This window comes from Cryobacterium suzukii, assembly GCF_004403185.1.
GTDB lineage: Bacteria > Actinomycetota > Actinomycetes > Actinomycetales > Microbacteriaceae > Cryobacterium > Cryobacterium suzukii.
Genome location: NZ_SOHJ01000015.1, coordinates 18,704 through 34,213, shown reverse-complemented (window position 1 = coordinate 34,213; position 15,510 = coordinate 18,704). Strand labels below are relative to the sequence as shown.

At 63.9% G+C, this 15,510-nt stretch carries 11 protein-coding genes and 1 tRNA gene; 10 read left to right on the top strand and 2 right to left on the bottom strand.

The genetic code is table 11. From position 1 onward, the window contains the following. Positions 1-16 precede the first annotated feature (16 nt). The 9 genes from lysS to E3T39_RS15655 all read left to right on the top strand — a co-directional run bounded on the left by lysS (position 17) and on the right by E3T39_RS15655 (position 12,999). Entirely contained in the window at positions 17-1,540 is a 1,524-nt protein-coding gene (lysS, locus tag E3T39_RS15690; protein WP_134516848.1) for a lysine--tRNA ligase, read from the top strand. A gap of 6 nt (positions 1,541-1,546) precedes the next feature. Further along, complete coding sequence (locus E3T39_RS16220; RefSeq protein WP_166784156.1) at positions 1,547-1,693, top strand: hypothetical protein; 147 nt, start codon at positions 1,547-1,549, stop codon at positions 1,691-1,693. A 34-nt stretch (positions 1,694-1,727) separates the two neighbouring features. Continuing rightward, positions 1,728-1,907 carry a hypothetical protein gene (locus E3T39_RS15685; protein WP_134464705.1) on the top strand — a complete coding sequence of 60 codons (180 nt, stop codon included), beginning with the start codon at positions 1,728-1,730 and terminating at the stop codon, positions 1,905-1,907. A 6-nt stretch (positions 1,908-1,913) separates the two neighbouring features. Continuing rightward, a complete protein-coding gene (gene cls / locus E3T39_RS15680; protein ID WP_134516846.1) occupies positions 1,914-3,377 on the top strand; it encodes a cardiolipin synthase in 1,464 nt (487 codons plus the stop codon). A gap of 192 nt (positions 3,378-3,569) precedes the next feature. After that, on the top strand, positions 3,570-6,095 hold the full coding sequence (locus tag E3T39_RS15675; protein WP_134516844.1) for an ATP-dependent Clp protease ATP-binding subunit: 2,526 nt from the start codon (positions 3,570-3,572) through the stop codon (positions 6,093-6,095). Between the two features lie 210 nt (positions 6,096-6,305). Further along, positions 6,306-6,815 carry an amino-acid N-acetyltransferase gene (locus tag E3T39_RS15670; protein ID WP_134516957.1) on the top strand — a complete coding sequence of 170 codons (510 nt, stop codon included), beginning with the start codon at positions 6,306-6,308 and terminating at the stop codon, positions 6,813-6,815. A 189-nt stretch (positions 6,816-7,004) separates the two neighbouring features. Further along, positions 7,005-11,729 carry an ExeM/NucH family extracellular endonuclease gene (locus E3T39_RS15665; RefSeq protein ID WP_134516842.1) on the top strand — a complete coding sequence of 1,575 codons (4,725 nt, stop codon included), beginning with the start codon at positions 7,005-7,007 and terminating at the stop codon, positions 11,727-11,729. 128 nt (positions 11,730-11,857) lie between these two features. Continuing rightward, entirely contained in the window at positions 11,858-12,505 is a 648-nt protein-coding gene (locus E3T39_RS15660; RefSeq protein ID WP_134516840.1) for a hypothetical protein, read from the top strand. Between the two features lie 86 nt (positions 12,506-12,591). Then, positions 12,592-12,999, top strand: a complete 408-nt coding sequence (locus tag E3T39_RS15655) for a dehydrogenase (RefSeq protein ID WP_134516838.1) — start codon at positions 12,592-12,594, stop codon at positions 12,997-12,999. Positions 13,000-13,057: 58 nt separating this feature from the next. On the opposite strand, the gene radA is transcribed toward E3T39_RS15655, so the two are convergent. Together radA and E3T39_RS15645 are read right to left on the bottom strand one after the other, a co-directional pair. Further along, a complete protein-coding gene (gene radA / locus E3T39_RS15650; protein ID WP_134516837.1) occupies positions 13,058-14,422 on the bottom strand; it encodes a DNA repair protein RadA in 1,365 nt (454 codons plus the stop codon). Between the two features lie 53 nt (positions 14,423-14,475). After that, positions 14,476-15,255, bottom strand: a complete 780-nt coding sequence (locus E3T39_RS15645) for an SGNH/GDSL hydrolase family protein (protein ID WP_134516835.1) — start codon at positions 15,253-15,255, stop codon at positions 14,476-14,478. 86 nt (positions 15,256-15,341) lie between these two features. On the opposite strand from E3T39_RS15645, the gene E3T39_RS15640 reads away from it, so the two are divergent. Further along, positions 15,342-15,431 (top strand) — tRNA-Ser (locus E3T39_RS15640). The last annotated feature ends 79 nt before the right edge of the window (positions 15,432-15,510 follow it).

The following is a 15,510-nucleotide window of genomic DNA, read 5'->3' as shown; positions in this document are numbered from 1 at the left end:
ACCAACGGAGAACCGCATGAGCCAGAACCCCACGCCAGCCTCGAACGACGAAGGCTTCTCCGACGCGGAGATGAACGAGCAGAAGGCCGTGCGCCTCGGCAAACGGGACCGCCTGAACGCGGCCGCTGCGAGCCCGGCCGGCGGTGCGTACCCGGTGTCGGTTCCGGTCACCCACACCATTCCGGCCGTGCGCGCCGAATTCGGCGCGCTCGAAGCGGATGCCACCAGCGGCGTTACCGTGGGACTGGCCGGCCGCATCGTGCACCTGCGCAACACCGGCAAACTCTGCTTCGCGAGCCTGCAGAGCGGCGATGGCACCCGCATCCAGGCCATGGTCTCCCTCGCTGCCGTCGGCGAGGAATCCCTCGCCGCCTGGAAAGACCTCGTCGACCTCGGTGACCACCTGTTCGTGGCCGGCGAGGTCATCTCCAGCCGCCGCGGTGAGCTGTCGATTATGGTCGCCGACTGGAAGGTCGCCGCGAAAGCCCTGCTGCCGCTACCCAACCTGCACTCGGAACTGAGCGAAGAGACCCGGGTGCGCAGCCGCTACCTCGACCTGATCAGCCGGGAACAGGCCCGCACCAACGTGCTGTCCCGATCCAAGGCGGTGGCGAGCCTGCGCAAGACGTTCACCAACCTTGACTTCATCGAAATCGAGACCCCGATGCTGCAAACAATGCATGGTGGGGCATCCGCTCGGCCATTCCAGACCCACAGCAACGCCTTCGACACCGAACTCTTTTTGCGGATCGCCCCCGAACTGTTCTTGAAGCGGGCGGTCGTCGGCGGCATCGACCGCGTCTTTGAGATCAACCGCAACTTTCGCAACGAGGGCGCCGACTCCACTCACTCGCCCGAGTTCGCGATGCTCGAAGCCTATGAGGCGTACGGCGATTACAACTCCATCGCCGATCTCACCCAGAAGCTGATTCAGGATGCCGCCTTCGCGATTGCCGGATCACACGTGGTGACCTGGGCCGACGGCACCCTGTTCGACCTCGGCGGCGACTGGGATCGCATCGGCATGTACGACAGCCTGTCGACCGCCGCCGGCATCACGATCACCCCCGCGACGCCCCTCGCGGACCTCGTCGCGCTCGCCGAGCGTGAGGGCATCGAGATCGACCATCCCATTCACGGCAAATACGTCGAAGAGCTGTGGGAGCATTTCGTCAAGGGCGATCTGGTGCGCCCGACCTTCGTGATGGACTTTCCCATCGACACGAGCCCGCTCGTGCGCGGCCACCGCTCTGTGGCCGGCGTGGTTGAAAAGTGGGACCTCTACGTGCGCGGCTTTGAACTAGCCACCGGCTACTCCGAGCTCGTTGACCCGGTCGTGCAGCGCGAACGCTTCATCGAACAGGCGAGCCTGGCCGCCGGGGGAGACCCGGAGGCCATGCGCCTCGACGAAGAATTTCTGCGCGCGCTTGAGTACGGCATGCCGCCCACCGGCGGTATGGGTATGGGCATTGACCGCATGCTTATGGCGCTGACGGGTCTCGGTATTCGTGAGACGATTCTCTTTCCACTGGTGAAGTAGGTTGCGATGACGTATCTGCCCGACGATGAGCTCAAGTCCGATGACGGGGGGCGCAAACCGCCGTCGATGAACCGCATCGCGATCTGGGTGATCGTGGGTGGCGTCGGGGTCTATTTTCTCGGAACCGGCATCATTGGACTGCTCAGCAAGTAGCTGCTCTCCCAGTCTTTGCGCGTAAGCTGAGGCCGTGATTGAGAACTTTTGGGGTAACGCGCTTTTTTCGGTCGTGCCCACCATTGCGCTCGGCCTGATGTTCTGGTTGATGCTGCGCTCAATCCTGCGCGCCGATCGCACCGAACGTAAGGTGTACGCCCAGATCGAAGCCGAAGAACGCGCCAGACTCGGTCTCGACAAACCGGTCACCTAAGTACCGATGTTCGGCATCGACGGCCTGACCATCACCGTTCTGCTGGCCTTGATCGTTGACTTTTCCGTTCGTGTCGTGGCCATCATCGTGGTCCCGCGCAACCGCCGTCCGATGTCGGGTATGGCCTGGCTGCTGACCATCTTTTTCATTCCGTACCTCGGCGTGGTGCTTTTCTTGTTGATCGGCTACCGCACCCTTCCGAAAAAACGCCGATTAATGCAGGATGAAATTAACAAGTTCATTCTCGAGAGCACCGAGGGAATGGACCTGGTGCGGCGCGACCATCCGTGGCCGAGCTGGCTCGAATCGGTCGTTGAACTCAACCGCAACCTGGGGGCGATGCCCCTCGTCGGTTACAACACCGCAAGCCTGATCAACGACTATCAGGGTGCCTTTGACACCATGATCGCCGACATCGACCTGGCCAAGAAGTACGTGCACGTCGAGTTCTACATTCTCTCTCTCGACCCCACCACCGCGCCGTTTTTCGACGCTCTGGAGCGTGCACACCGGCGTGGAGTGAACGTGCGCGTGCTGATGGATCACATTCAGACGATGCGCAAGCCCGGCTTTCACCAGACCAAGAAACGGCTGACGGATGCCGGCATTCCGTGGCAACTCATGCTTCCGGTGCAGCCGTTCAAGGGCAAATGGCAACGACCAGACCTGCGCAACCACCGCAAGCTGCTGATCATCGACGGCCTGGTCGGCTTCATGGGATCGCAGAACATCATCGACCGCACCTACAACATGCGGCGCAACATTCGGCGGGGTTTGAAGTGGAAAGACTTTATGACCCGGCTGGAAGGCCCGATCGTGTCCGGGCTGGGCGCGATTTTCATCACCGACTGGTACAGCGAAACCAACGAGCTGCTCACGCGTGACATTGAGCCGGTGCATCCACGGCCGGTGGCCGATGCCCTCGACTGCCAGGTGGTGCCGAGTGGCCCCGGGTTCAAGGGCGAGAACAATCTGCGGTTGTTTCTCGCCTTGCTCTATTACGCGCAGGACCGAATCGTCATTACGAGCCCGTACTTTGTGCCGGACGAGTCGATCATGTACGCCATTACGACGGCCGTGCAGCGAGGCCTCCACGTGGAGCTTTTCGTGTCAGAGATCGGTGACCAAGCCGTCGTCTATCACGCCCAGCGTTCGTACTACGAAGAGCTGCTGACCGCCGGAGTGCACATCTACATGTACAAGGCGCCCTACATTTTGCATGCTAAGCACTTCACGATCGACGATGAAGTCGCCGTCGTCGGGTCGAGCAACATGGACCAGCGCTCGTTCAGCCTCAACATGGAGGTGTCACTCATGGTTCGCGGGCGCTCCTTCGTGCGCAACCTGCGCGTCATGGAGGACGAGAACCGCTTGAACAGCCGCGAGCTGACCCTTGAAGAATGGCGCAAGCAGCCGCTGCGCTCCACGATCCTCGACAACCTGGCCCGGCTCACGTCTGCGGTGCAGTAGAGCGGTAAGCGGATGCTGCGTGCGGGTCCGGAGCGGGGCATCCGTCACGCTGTTCATATAAAAACAACGGCGTGAAGGATGCTGCTCCGCAGCATCCTTCACGCCTACGGCGAACAAACGCCCGGAAGCGGCGCAGGCTGGCTACTCTCGATGTAACGGCACCAACTGCCCTGGCGCCAAGGGAGCGATCACATGTTTGAAAGATTTACCGACCGAGCTCGTCGCGTCGTCGTTTTGGCCCAAGAAGAGGCCAAGATGCTTAACCACAACTACATCGGTACCGAGCACATTCTGCTCGGGCTGATTCACGAGGGTGAAGGCGTCGCCGCCAAGGCTCTCGAGAGCCTCGGTATCTCGCTGGACGCCGTGCGCGAGCAGGTTCAGGACATCATCGGTCAGGGGCAGCAGCAGCCCACCGGCCACATCCCCTTCACGCCGCGGGCGAAGAAGGTTCTCGAGCTGAGCCTGCGCGAAGCGCTGCAGCTCGGCCACAACTACATCGGTACCGAGCACATTCTGCTCGGCCTCATTCGCGAGGGTGAGGGCGTTGCCGCCCAGGTTCTCGTGAAGCTCGGCGCCGACCTCAACCGCGTACGCCAGCAGGTCATCCAGCTCCTCTCCGGTTACCAGGGCAAGGAGCAGGTGGCGGTCGGCGCCAACGAGCAGGCGGCCAACACAGCCGGCAGCCAGGTGCTCGACCAGTTCGGTCGCAACCTCACCCAGATGGCCCGCGACAACAAACTCGACCCGGTCATCGGGCGCGAGAAAGAAATCGAGCGGGTCATGCAGATCCTCTCGCGTCGCACCAAGAACAACCCCGTGCTGATCGGTGAGCCCGGCGTTGGTAAGACCGCCGTCGTCGAGGGCCTCGCCCAGGCCATCGTCAAGGGCGATGTGCCCGAGACGCTTAAGGACAAGCAGCTCTATTCGCTCGACCTCGGCTCGCTCATCGCCGGCAGCCGCTACCGCGGTGACTTCGAAGAGCGTCTGAAAAAGGTCACCAAGGAGATTCGCACCCGCGGCGACATCATCGTCTTCATCGACGAGATCCACACCCTGGTGGGTGCGGGGGCCGCCGAGGGCGCCATCGATGCTGCGTCGATCCTCAAGCCGCTCCTCGCCCGCGGTGAGCTGCAGACCATCGGCGCGACCACCCTCGACGAGTACCGCAAGCACTTCGAGAAGGATGCCGCCCTCGAGCGCCGCTTCCAGTCGATTCAGGTCGACGAGCCGTCGCTGCCGCACACCATCAACATCCTCAAGGGACTGCGCGACCGCTACGAGGCACACCACAAGGTGTCCATCACCGACGGTGCCCTCGTGGCCGCGGCGAACCTCGCCGACCGCTACGTTTCCGACCGGTTCCTGCCCGACAAGGCCATCGACCTGATCGACGAGGCCGGCGCCCGCCTGCGCCTCTCGATCCTGTCGAGCCCGCCCGAGCTGCGCGAATTCGACGAGAAGATCGCCGTGGTGCGCGCCGCCAAGGAACTCGCCATTGAAGAGCAGGACTTCGAGAAGGCCGCCGGCCTGCGCGACGAGGAGAAGAACCTCCTCGGCGAGCGTCTGCGCCTCGAAAAGAAGTGGAAGTCCGGCGACGTCAAGACCACCGCGGTCGTCGACGAAGGCCTGATCGCCGAAGTTCTGGCCCAGGCCACCGGCATTCCGGTGTTCAAACTCACCGAGGAAGAGTCCTCGCGGCTCGTCTTCATGGAGAAGGCACTGCACCAGCGCGTCATCGGTCAGGAAGAGGCCATCTCGGCGCTCGCCAAGACCATCCGTCGTACCCGTGCCGGCCTGAAGGACCCGAAACGTCCCTCCGGTTCGTTCGTCTTCGCCGGCCCCACCGGCGTTGGCAAGACCGAGCTGGCCAAGGCGCTCGCCGAGTTCCTGTTCGACGACGAGGCCGCCATGATCTCGCTCGACATGAGTGAGTACGGCGAGAAGCACACCGTGTCGCGCCTGTTCGGTGCGCCTCCCGGGTTCGTCGGCTTTGAAGAGGGCGGCCAGCTCACCGAAAAGGTGCGTCGTAAGCCGTTCTCCGTGGTGCTGTTCGACGAGATCGAGAAGGCTCACCCCGACATCTTCAACTCCCTGCTCCAGATTCTGGAAGAGGGCCGGTTGACGGATGGCCAGGGTCGCGTGGTCGACTTCAAGAACACCGTCATCATCATGACCACCAACCTCGGCACCAAGGACATTTCGGGCGGACCGGTCGGCTTCCAGCTGGAAGGCGACAGCACCACCGGGTATGAGCGCATGGCCGGCAAGGTGAAGGACGAGCTGAAGAAGCACTTCAAGCCCGAGTTCCTTAACCGCGTGGACGAGATCATCGTGTTCCCGCAGCTGACCAAGCCCGAGTTGCTGCAGATCGTCGATCTGTTCATCAAGCGTCTCGGCGTGCGTTTGCTCGACCGTGACATGACCGTCGAGGTCACCGTTCCGGCGAAGGAACACTTGATCGAGGTCGGTTTCGACCCGACGCTCGGTGCTCGGCCGCTGCGTCGCGCGATCCAGCGCGAGGTGGAGGACCGTCTGTCGGAGAAGATCCTGCAGGGCGAACTCAATGCCGGTGACCACGTGCACGTGGACTACGTCGACGGCGAGTACATCTTCACCACGACGACCAGGGTTGACCCGGTCGGCGTGGGAGTGAACACGTCCGCAGCGATCGGCACCGGTCCGGCTACCCCCGACCTGGCCATCACCAGCGACTAGAGGTTTCGTAGAAATAGGCCCGGCAGATTCATCTGCCGGGCCTTTTCTGTGCCCGGGGCGGCCCTGCGTGTGCACAACTCCGGCAAATTCTGAAGCATCGGGTGAAGTTCCGCGTCATTCCAAGAGTTGCCGGTCGCAGCGAACGCGAATTGCAGGAATTATGCGCGGGGAGAGTCTGTGGAAGGGGATCAATAGACTGGAGGAGTGAATTTGGAAACGGGATACACGGTACGCCGCGCTCGTACGAGTGACGTGCCCGGCATCGAGGCGCTCGTCGAACCGCTCGTGCAGCAGCGCATTCTGCTCGGCAAGGACCGCGTCGTGTTCTACGAGGCGGTTCAGGAATTTCGGGTGGCCGTTGACTCCTTCGGGAAGCTGATCGGCTGCGGCGCCGTCCACGTCATGTGGGAGGACCTCGGCGAGGTGCGCACCCTTGCCGTCGACGCCCAGTGGCTCGGCCGCGGTGTCGGCTACACGATGATGCAACGCCTCGAAGCGGATGCCCAAGACCTCGGCCTCAGCCGACTGTTCTGCCTCACCTTCGAGGTCGGCTTCTTCGCTCGCAACGGGTTCAGCGACATGGGCACCGAAACCGTCGATCCGGCCGTCTACGCCGAGCTCGTGCGCTCGCCCGACGAGGGTGTGGCCGAGTTTCTCGACCTGGCTCGGGTGAAGCCGAACACCCTCGGAAACACCCGCATGGTGAAGAGGCTGAACTAGCGAATTTCGCTCGGATCGGCCGAATCGCGTATTTAAGAGTGCTCATACGAGCAAAATACGCGGTGTTTACCCCCCGGACATGGGCCGTCGCTAGGCTGCGATCAATTGCACCCGCCAAACCGTGGGCCGGGAGATCTTTCGATAGCACGACCCCGGGTGCAATGACACGACCTATGAATGAGGAGATCCATGTCATCCGCCGTTCGCCGCCGCTCCAGGCTGGTTTTCGCCACACTCCTCGGGGTGAGCCTCGCGGCCGCTCCGATCATTGCCCTACCGGCCAGCGCTAACACCGCCGGCACCGGAGTCGTCATCAATGAGGTGTACCTGAACGGGGGAAGCTCGGGCGCGACGTACCTGAACAAGTTCGTCGAGCTCTACAACCCGACTGCCGACAACGTGTCGCTCGACGGCACCTCCATTCAGTACCGTTCAGCCAGCGGATCATCGAACCCGACCGGGGTTGTCGCCCTGACCGGCACGATCGCTGCCGGCGGCTACTACCTCGTGCAAGGCAGCTCGAACGCGGCCAACGGTGCGGCCCTGCCCACGCCGGATGCCTCCTTCGGCACCTCCTTCGCCGCCGGCTCCGGCACGATCTTCTTCGCCAACCAGCCCACGGCACTGACCGCTCCCGCAACCGGGTCGCTCACCGGACAGACCGAAATCCTGGACCTGATCGGCTACGGAACCTCGAACACGTTTGAGGGAACGGCCGCAGCCGCAGGATCCGTTACCGCGTCGGTGAATCGCACGACGTTTGTCGACACCGACGTCAACTCCGCCGACTTCAGCTCGAAGGCGCCCACGCCGACCAACACGGCCGGCGACACCGGAACCCCGGTGGAACCGGAGCCTGACCCCGACCCGACCCCGGTACCCGACGAGCTCACCGCGATCGACGCGATCCAGGGCACGACCGATGCGAGCCCGCTCGCCGGAACCGTCATCAAGACCTCCGGCGTGGTCACGGCCGCGTACCCGACGGGTGGCTTCGACGGTTTCTACCTGCAGACCCCTGGTACCGGTGGCCAACTGAACCTCGCCAGCCACACTGCTTCGCACGGTGTCTTCGCGTACTCCAATTCGGCACGGGCCGACGTGCAGATCGGCGACCACGTGCAGGTAGTGGGCACCGTCGTGGAGTTCTTCGGTATGACCGAGGTGACCTTCGGCACCGTCGGCGATGTCGTCCAACTCACCGACCCCGCCGTGGCGGTGATACCGGCTACGGTCTCGCTGCCGACCAGCACTCAACAGCGGGAAACCCTCGAGGGCATGCTGCTCGCCCCGCAGGGTGACTTCACCGTCACCAATAACTACACGACCAACCAGTATGCCGAGATCGGCCTCGCCGCCGGAACGACGCCGCTCGTCGGCCCCACGGTGACGGCACGGCCCGGGTCGGCGGAGTACACGGCGGCCGTCGCGGCCAACGCCGCACGCGCCGCGACCCTCGATGACGGTGCGAGCACGAACTACCGTTCCAGCATCAACCAGGGAATCCCGGTTCCATACCTGACCGTTGCAGACCCGCTGCGCATCGGTGCGGCCGTGACCTTCACGACGCCCGTGATCTTCGATTACCGCAACTCAACGTGGAAATTCCAGCCCACCGAGGCGCTCACCGCAGCAAACGCCGCCACGGTTCAGCCGGCCACGTTCGCCAATACCCGCGCGCTGGCTCCCGAAGACGTGGGTGGGGACATCCGTCTCGCGAGCTTCAACGTTTTGAACTACTTCTCCACCGTCGGCGATTCCCTTTCCGGCTGCTCGTATTACAACGACCGGGCCGGGAACCCGATCACCGTGCGAAGCGGATGCGACGCCCGCGGCGCCGCGAACACCGTCAACTTTGAACGCCAGCAGGCCAAGATCGTCTCGGCCATCAACGCGCTCGACGCCGACGTGGTGTCGCTGGAGGAGATCGAGAACTCGGCCGCGTTCGGCAAGGACCGCGACGATGCTCTCGCCAACCTGGTGAACGCGTTGAACGCAGCGGCCGGCAGCACGGTCTGGGCCTTCGCGGCCTCGCCCACCGAGCTTCCCGCCAACGAAGACGTCATCCGCACCGCCTTCATCTACAAGGCTGGCACCGTAGAAACCGTGGGAGGGTCGAAGATCCTCACCGGGTCTGCCGCTTTCAGCAACGCACGTCAGCCGCTCGCCCAGGCCTTTCAGCTGGCCGGAGACACGGACAGCTCATTCCTGGCCATCGTCAACCACTTCAAGTCGAAGGGTTCGGGCACCGGCGTGGACGCAGACATGAACGACGGTCAGGGCGCCTCGAACGCCTCCCGGGTGAACCAGGCCACGGCCCTCGTTGACTTTGCAAACGGGCTGAAGACCAGCACGGGCATCGACCGGGTGTTCCTCACGGGCGACTTCAACGCCTACGACCTCGAAGACCCCATCAAGGTGATCACCGACGCCGGCTACATCAGCCAGGGCGCCAAGACCGGTGAGTACAGCTACGCGTTCGGCGGCACGGTCGGCTCACTCGACCACGTCTTCGCGTCTCCCGAAGCGGACGCCACCGTCAACGCCGTCGATGTGTGGAACATCAACTCCGTTGAATCGGTCGCGCTCGAATACAGCCGGTACAACAACAATGTGACCGACTTCTACGTCGCTGATGCCTTCCGATCCTCCGACCACGACCCTGTCATCCTCGGACTCAACCTCGCGGCCCCCACCGCGATCGAGCTCAACCTGCTCAACATTAACGATTTCCACGGACGCATCGACGCCAACACCGTCAAGTTCGCGGGAACCATCGAGCAGCTGCGGGCCGAGTACGGCGACGCCAACTCACTCTTCCTCTCCGACGGCGACAACATCGGCGCCTCGTTGTTCGCGTCGGCGTCGCAAAGCGACCGGCCCACCATTGACGTTCTCAACGCCCTCGACCTCGCAGCCTCCGGCGTGGGCAACCATGAATTCGACCAGGGTTTCGGCGACCTGACGGGTCGGGTGGTCGACGCGGCCGACTTCGACTATCTCGGAGCGAACGTCTACAACGTCGGCACGGAAACGCCCGCAATGCAGGAATACGCCCTCCTCGACGTGGCGGGCATCACCGTGGGTGTAATCGGCGCGGTCACCGAAGAGACCCCCGCACTCGTGTCACCCAACGGAATCGCGACCCTGAGCTTCGGCGACCCGGTCGCGGCTGTCAACCGAGTGGCATCTCAACTGATCGACGGCGACCCGTCCAACGGCGAAGCGGATGTGCTGATCGCCGAATACCACGAGGGCGCCGGCGCGGGAATCCCCGACGGCGCAACGCTCGAGCAGGAGCTCGCCGCCGGCGGAATCTTCGCGAGTATCGTGAACGACACTTCGGCCTCGGTCGCCGCGATCTTCACCGGCCACACGCACAAGCAGTACGCGTGGGACGCACAGGTCCCCGGCGCGGCCGATGGCGTGACTCGCCCCGTGCTGCAGACCGGCAACTACGGCGAGAACATTGGGCAGGTCGTGCTCAGCTACGACATCGCCTCGGGTGACACGACCACCGTGACCAACCGCAACGTAGCCCGCTCCACCGCGCCCGATGCTGACCTCGTGGCCACCTACCCGCGCGCTGCCAAAGTGCAGGCGATCACGAACGCCGCGTTGGCGGAGGCTGCGATCCAGGGCAACGTGCCAGTGGGTTCGGTCACCGCCGACATCACTCGCGCCTGCGTTGGCGGAGTCGCCCCGTGCGCCGAAAATCGCATGGCGCCCTCTTCTATGGGCACACTCGTCGCCAACTCGCTGCGCGAATCGCTGGCCGACCCGACCATCGGCGGCGCCGAGATCGGCATCGTCAACCCCGGTGGTATGCGTTCCGACCTCTCACTCGCTCCCGACGGTGTCGTGACGTATGCCGAGGCGAACGCGGTGCTGCCGTTTTTGAACAACCTGTGGACGACAAGCCTCACCGGTGCACAGTTCAAGACCGTTCTCGAACAGCAGTGGCAGACCAACGCAGACGGCACGATTCCGAGCCGTCCGTTCCTGCAACTCGGCTTGAGTGACAACGTGAATTACACCTTCGATGCCGCTCGTGCCGCGGGGGACCGTGTGACGGGTATTTGGATCGACGGTGCCGAGATTGATTCGGCGCAGTCCTACCGCATCGGTTCGTTCAACTTTCTGCTCACCGGCGGCGACAACTTCCGTGAGTTCAAGAATGGAACGGACACCCGCGACTCCGGCCTCGTCGACCGGGATGCCTGGATCTCCTACATCCAAGCCAACAGCCCGCTGTCTCCGTCGTTCAAGGCCAATCAGGCCTCGATCACCGGGGCCCCCACAGCCGCGGTCAACCCGGGTGACACTCTTACCCTCACGGTCGGAAGTCTCAACCTCACCTCGCTCGGCGCCCCGAAAAACACGCAACTCGCGCTGAAGTGGTCGGGTACCGACGTGGGTACGGCATCCGTTGATTCGACGGGTACGGCCACCGTGACCGTCACGGTACCGGCCGACGCGGTCGAAAACAGCGTGCTGGAGATGACAGCCGCATCGTCGGGTACCATCGTGCGCGTGGCTGTCGCGGTGGCCGTGACCGCCGAACCGGGCGAGGCGCCCACCGCTTCATCGGCGAAGGAACTGACGAAGAAACTCAAGAACGCGATCGACACCGACCAGAATTCGTATCGGGCCGGTAACAGGGTTGTGGTCGAGGTCGGAATGAAGCACGCCGGAGAATATGTGTCGGTGTGGGCCTACTCCAAGAAGAAAGCCGACGACCTCGGCGGCTGGTTGCTCGTGAACGCCGAGGGCACCGTGAGCTTCACTCTCGCCGACGACCTCAAGCACGGCCGCTACCGCGTCTCCGTGCAAAATACGACCGGTGCCGTGATTGGTTGGACCGATGTCAAAATCAACCACGCCAGGAAGCCGCTGACGAACGGACTCCGCTAGCCCCGTCGTTGCGATGGCCCGCCCGCACCGGTTCGGTTGCGGGCGGGCCATCGATTCTTCCGGCATCAATTGTTGCCGACACGCACACCATTACCGGCTTCTGGCACCGTCTTCAATAACCTTGGGGCATGTCGACGATCAAGCAATCGGTCGGCCGCCAGTCCAGCAAGGTGTACCGGCGCCGGCGTTTCGTAGTCGGGCTCGGGCTTCTCGCCGTGCTCGTCATTCTCTTCCTCATCATCGTGCGACCGGGAGCAAGTAGGGGCGACGCAGACGCCTCGAAATCACCCGCGGGCGCTTCGACCGATTCGGCTGCACCGACGGATGCCGCCACCACGATTCCCGCGACGGCCAACGCCGTCGACGGCGCTGCCTGCGACCCATCAGCGGTAGAGGTCGCAGCCATCACCGACGCGACCAACTATGCGGCCGACGCGCTGCCGCAGCTGTCGCTCAGTCTGACTAACATCGGAACCACCGACTGCGTCATCAACGCCGGTAACGCCAGGCAGGTGTTCACCGTGATGAGCGGCACGGACGTCTACTGGACCTCGACGGACTGCCAGACCAACCCGATCGACGCCCAGGTAACCCTCAAGCCCGGGGTCGTCATGCCTCTCGCTGCCCCGATTGCCTGGGATCGCACCCGCTCGGCCGTTGACACCTGTGCAGCCGAAACCCGCACCGCGGTTCCGGCTGGCGGAGCGTCGTACTACCTGCACGTGACCGTGGACGGCATCGAAGCGGCCGACCCGGCGCTGATGATTCTCAACTAGGGTCGGCGCCGGGGCTACGGTATCCGTTCGCTCGTGGCGTGTGCTGCCAGCTGGGCGCGCACGGTCGCGACTGATTGAATGAATGAGTGACCGATACGACTGCCAACACCCGCTCCGAGGCGCTCGCCGCCGCCCTGGCGGCGCAAGACGTCGTCGCCGTCGCCTATGCGCTGCGCAACGACTACATGATCGTGCCTCAACTCGTCGTCAACGGCGAGGCAGCGCAGGTGCGTGTTTTCGGCCGCGAAGGCTCCGACAAGCGGATGCTGCTGCTCTTTTCCGCGGCGGAGAACTACGTGCGTGTGGTTCCCGACGACATCAACCCGCAGGTTATGGTCTGCGATGGCCAGTGGCTGCGGGAGTTTCTCACCGTGCACGCCTCGACGCTGGAAATGGTCTTCTTCGACATCGCCGGGCCGAATGTAATGCAGGCGGCTCCGGCCGATCTGCTGAAGGCACTGAGCCCGCAGCTCGGCCACAGCGACGAGGAATAGCGATGGAGCGTCTGTATCGCGCGTTCAGCGCGTCACCGACCCGCTGAACCGCCGTGGCCTATCCCCACGCCCGATCGAGTTCGGCGTCGCGCGGATTGCGGGTCGTGCCGAGAGCGAGGGCAACCGCCGCGTGAATCGAGCCGCAGGCGGCATCGATCTGGGTGGTGAAGCCGAGGCGCACCGCCTCGTTCACTCGTTGTTTGGACATGAGCGCGCCGCGCACCTCGCCGGCCAGGCTGATCTCGCCGAACGCGACCACGTTGTGTGCCACGGCGAGCCCCGTGAACGCCGAGGCGATGGCGAGTGCTATCGCCAAATCGGCGGCCGGCTCATTGAGACGGATACCGCCGACCGTCGACACGTAAACATCTTTGGTCGACAGATTCATGCCCGCACGCTCCTGTAACACCGCGAGCAACATGGCCACGCGGGCTGAATCGACGCCGCTCGTGACGCGGCGCGGGTTCGGAGCCTGGGTGTCGGTGACGAGTGCCTGCACTTCGACCGGCATCGCCCGGCGGCCCTCCAGCGCGACCGTGACACAGGTGCCATCGACCGGCTCAGTGGCACGGCTCAAAAACAGCCCGCTCGGGTCGGGCACCTCGGCGATGCCATCGCCGGTCATCTCGAAGCAGCCGACCTCGTCGGTCGGCCCGAACCGATTCTTGAGCGCCCGAATGAATCGCAGCGACGTCTGGCGGTCTCCCTCGAACTGGCAGACCACGTCAACCAGGTGCTCGAGTACCCGCGGCCCGGCAATCGAGCCGTCTTTGGTGACGTGACCGACGAGCAGCACCGGCAGATTGCGATCTTTGGCGACCCGGATGAGAGTGGATGCGACTTCCCGAACCTGGCTGGGCATGCCCGGCGAGCCGTCGGAGAGTGCGCTCGACACGGTCTGCACGGAGTCGATGATGATGAGGTCGGGCTTGACCGCGTCGATCTGCCCGAGAATGACCCCGAGGTCGGTTTCGGCGGCGATGTACAGCTCGGGTTCGAGTGCGTTGGTGCGTTCGGCGCGCAGTCGTACCTGGCTCACCGACTCTTCGGCGCTGACGTAGAGCACGCGGCTCTTCGCCGCAGCCGCCTTGGACGCGACCTCAAGCAGCAGCGTGGACTTGCCAACGCCCGGCTCGCCGCTGAGTAGAATCACCGACCCGGGCACGATGCCCCCGCCGAGCACCCGGTCGAACTCGTTGATGCCGGTCGGCCAGTGGGCGGCGGCATCCGTTTCAACGTGGGTGATGGGGCGCGCGATACCATCCCCGACGAGTGTGATGGCCTTGAGCTTACGGGTGATGCCAGCCGTCTGGCCGGCGTCGACGACGGTGCCCCACTGCTGGCATTCGCCGCAGCGGCCCGCCCATTTCAGGGTGGTCCAGCCGCACTCGGAGCAGCGAAAGGAAGAGACGGATTTTGCCATATTTCGAGCCTAGCCGGGGCCACCGACAGTCGGTCGTGCGCGCGGCGCGTTCTCTAGTCGGCCTCGGTTGGCGTGTGGTTGACCGCCGCGAAACGGTGCGCGACGTCGGCACTCATGGCCGGAAGAAACGCCTCCGCCCAGGACCGATACCCACGGTCGTTGGGGTGAAAGCGATCCTTGGCGACGTGGGTCAGGATGCTGCGAAAGCCTGCCCGTTTGGTCGTCGCGTGCAGCGGAACCACCGTCAGCGTGCGATCGGCCGCGATCCGGCGAATGATCTCGTTGGCCATCGCCACCTTGATTTCATTGTGCGGCAGGTGAAAGCACGGGAGGTCGGCGACGAGGGCGTGCGGTGGCAGCGCGTCGAATACAGAGCGGATGCCAGTTTCAAAGGCATCAGGGTTCCATTGGGCGATGTCGTTGGCGCCGATCGCGACCGTGACGAGGTCGGGCTCGAGCTTGTCAAAGCGCGGAAGCTGATCGCGCACGGCCAAAGCAACAGTGGCACCCGACACGCTGAGGTTCACGACGCGCACCGTCCGTCCGGTCGCCAGCCGTACGTGATCGGCGAGAACGCCGACGTAGCTCTTGTTCGGGCTTGAGGCCCCGATGCCCTGGGCGGCACTGTCGCCGATCGCGACGTAGAGCAGTTCGCCTGGCTGTTTGGCGTTGTCGCGCCACCACGCCGAGTGCACCGGAAGGGTTTCGTTGAGAATGGCTTTCCGCTGTTCGAGGTCGCGTCGCCACCAGGTGGTGACGAGCACGATGCCTGTCGCGAAAACGGCTACTCCGGTAGCGATGGCAGAACGGATGCGTGGAGTCGGTGAGGTCACCCGCTGAGGCTACTCCGCGGCATCCGAGTGTCCGCTGCATGTTCGCCGATTCGCGCCGGACCCCAGTCTCTACTAGAATCGTCCGCGGTACCGTGTCCGAGCGGCCGAAGGTGCGACTCTCGAAAAGTCGTGTGGGGGAGACTCCACCGTGGGTTCAAATCCCACCGGTACCGCCACGAAAAACCCCCTACATCCCAGTGTTTTACTGGGGAGTAGGGGGTTTCGTTTTGTCTAAGAGGCCGTTTTGGCAACATT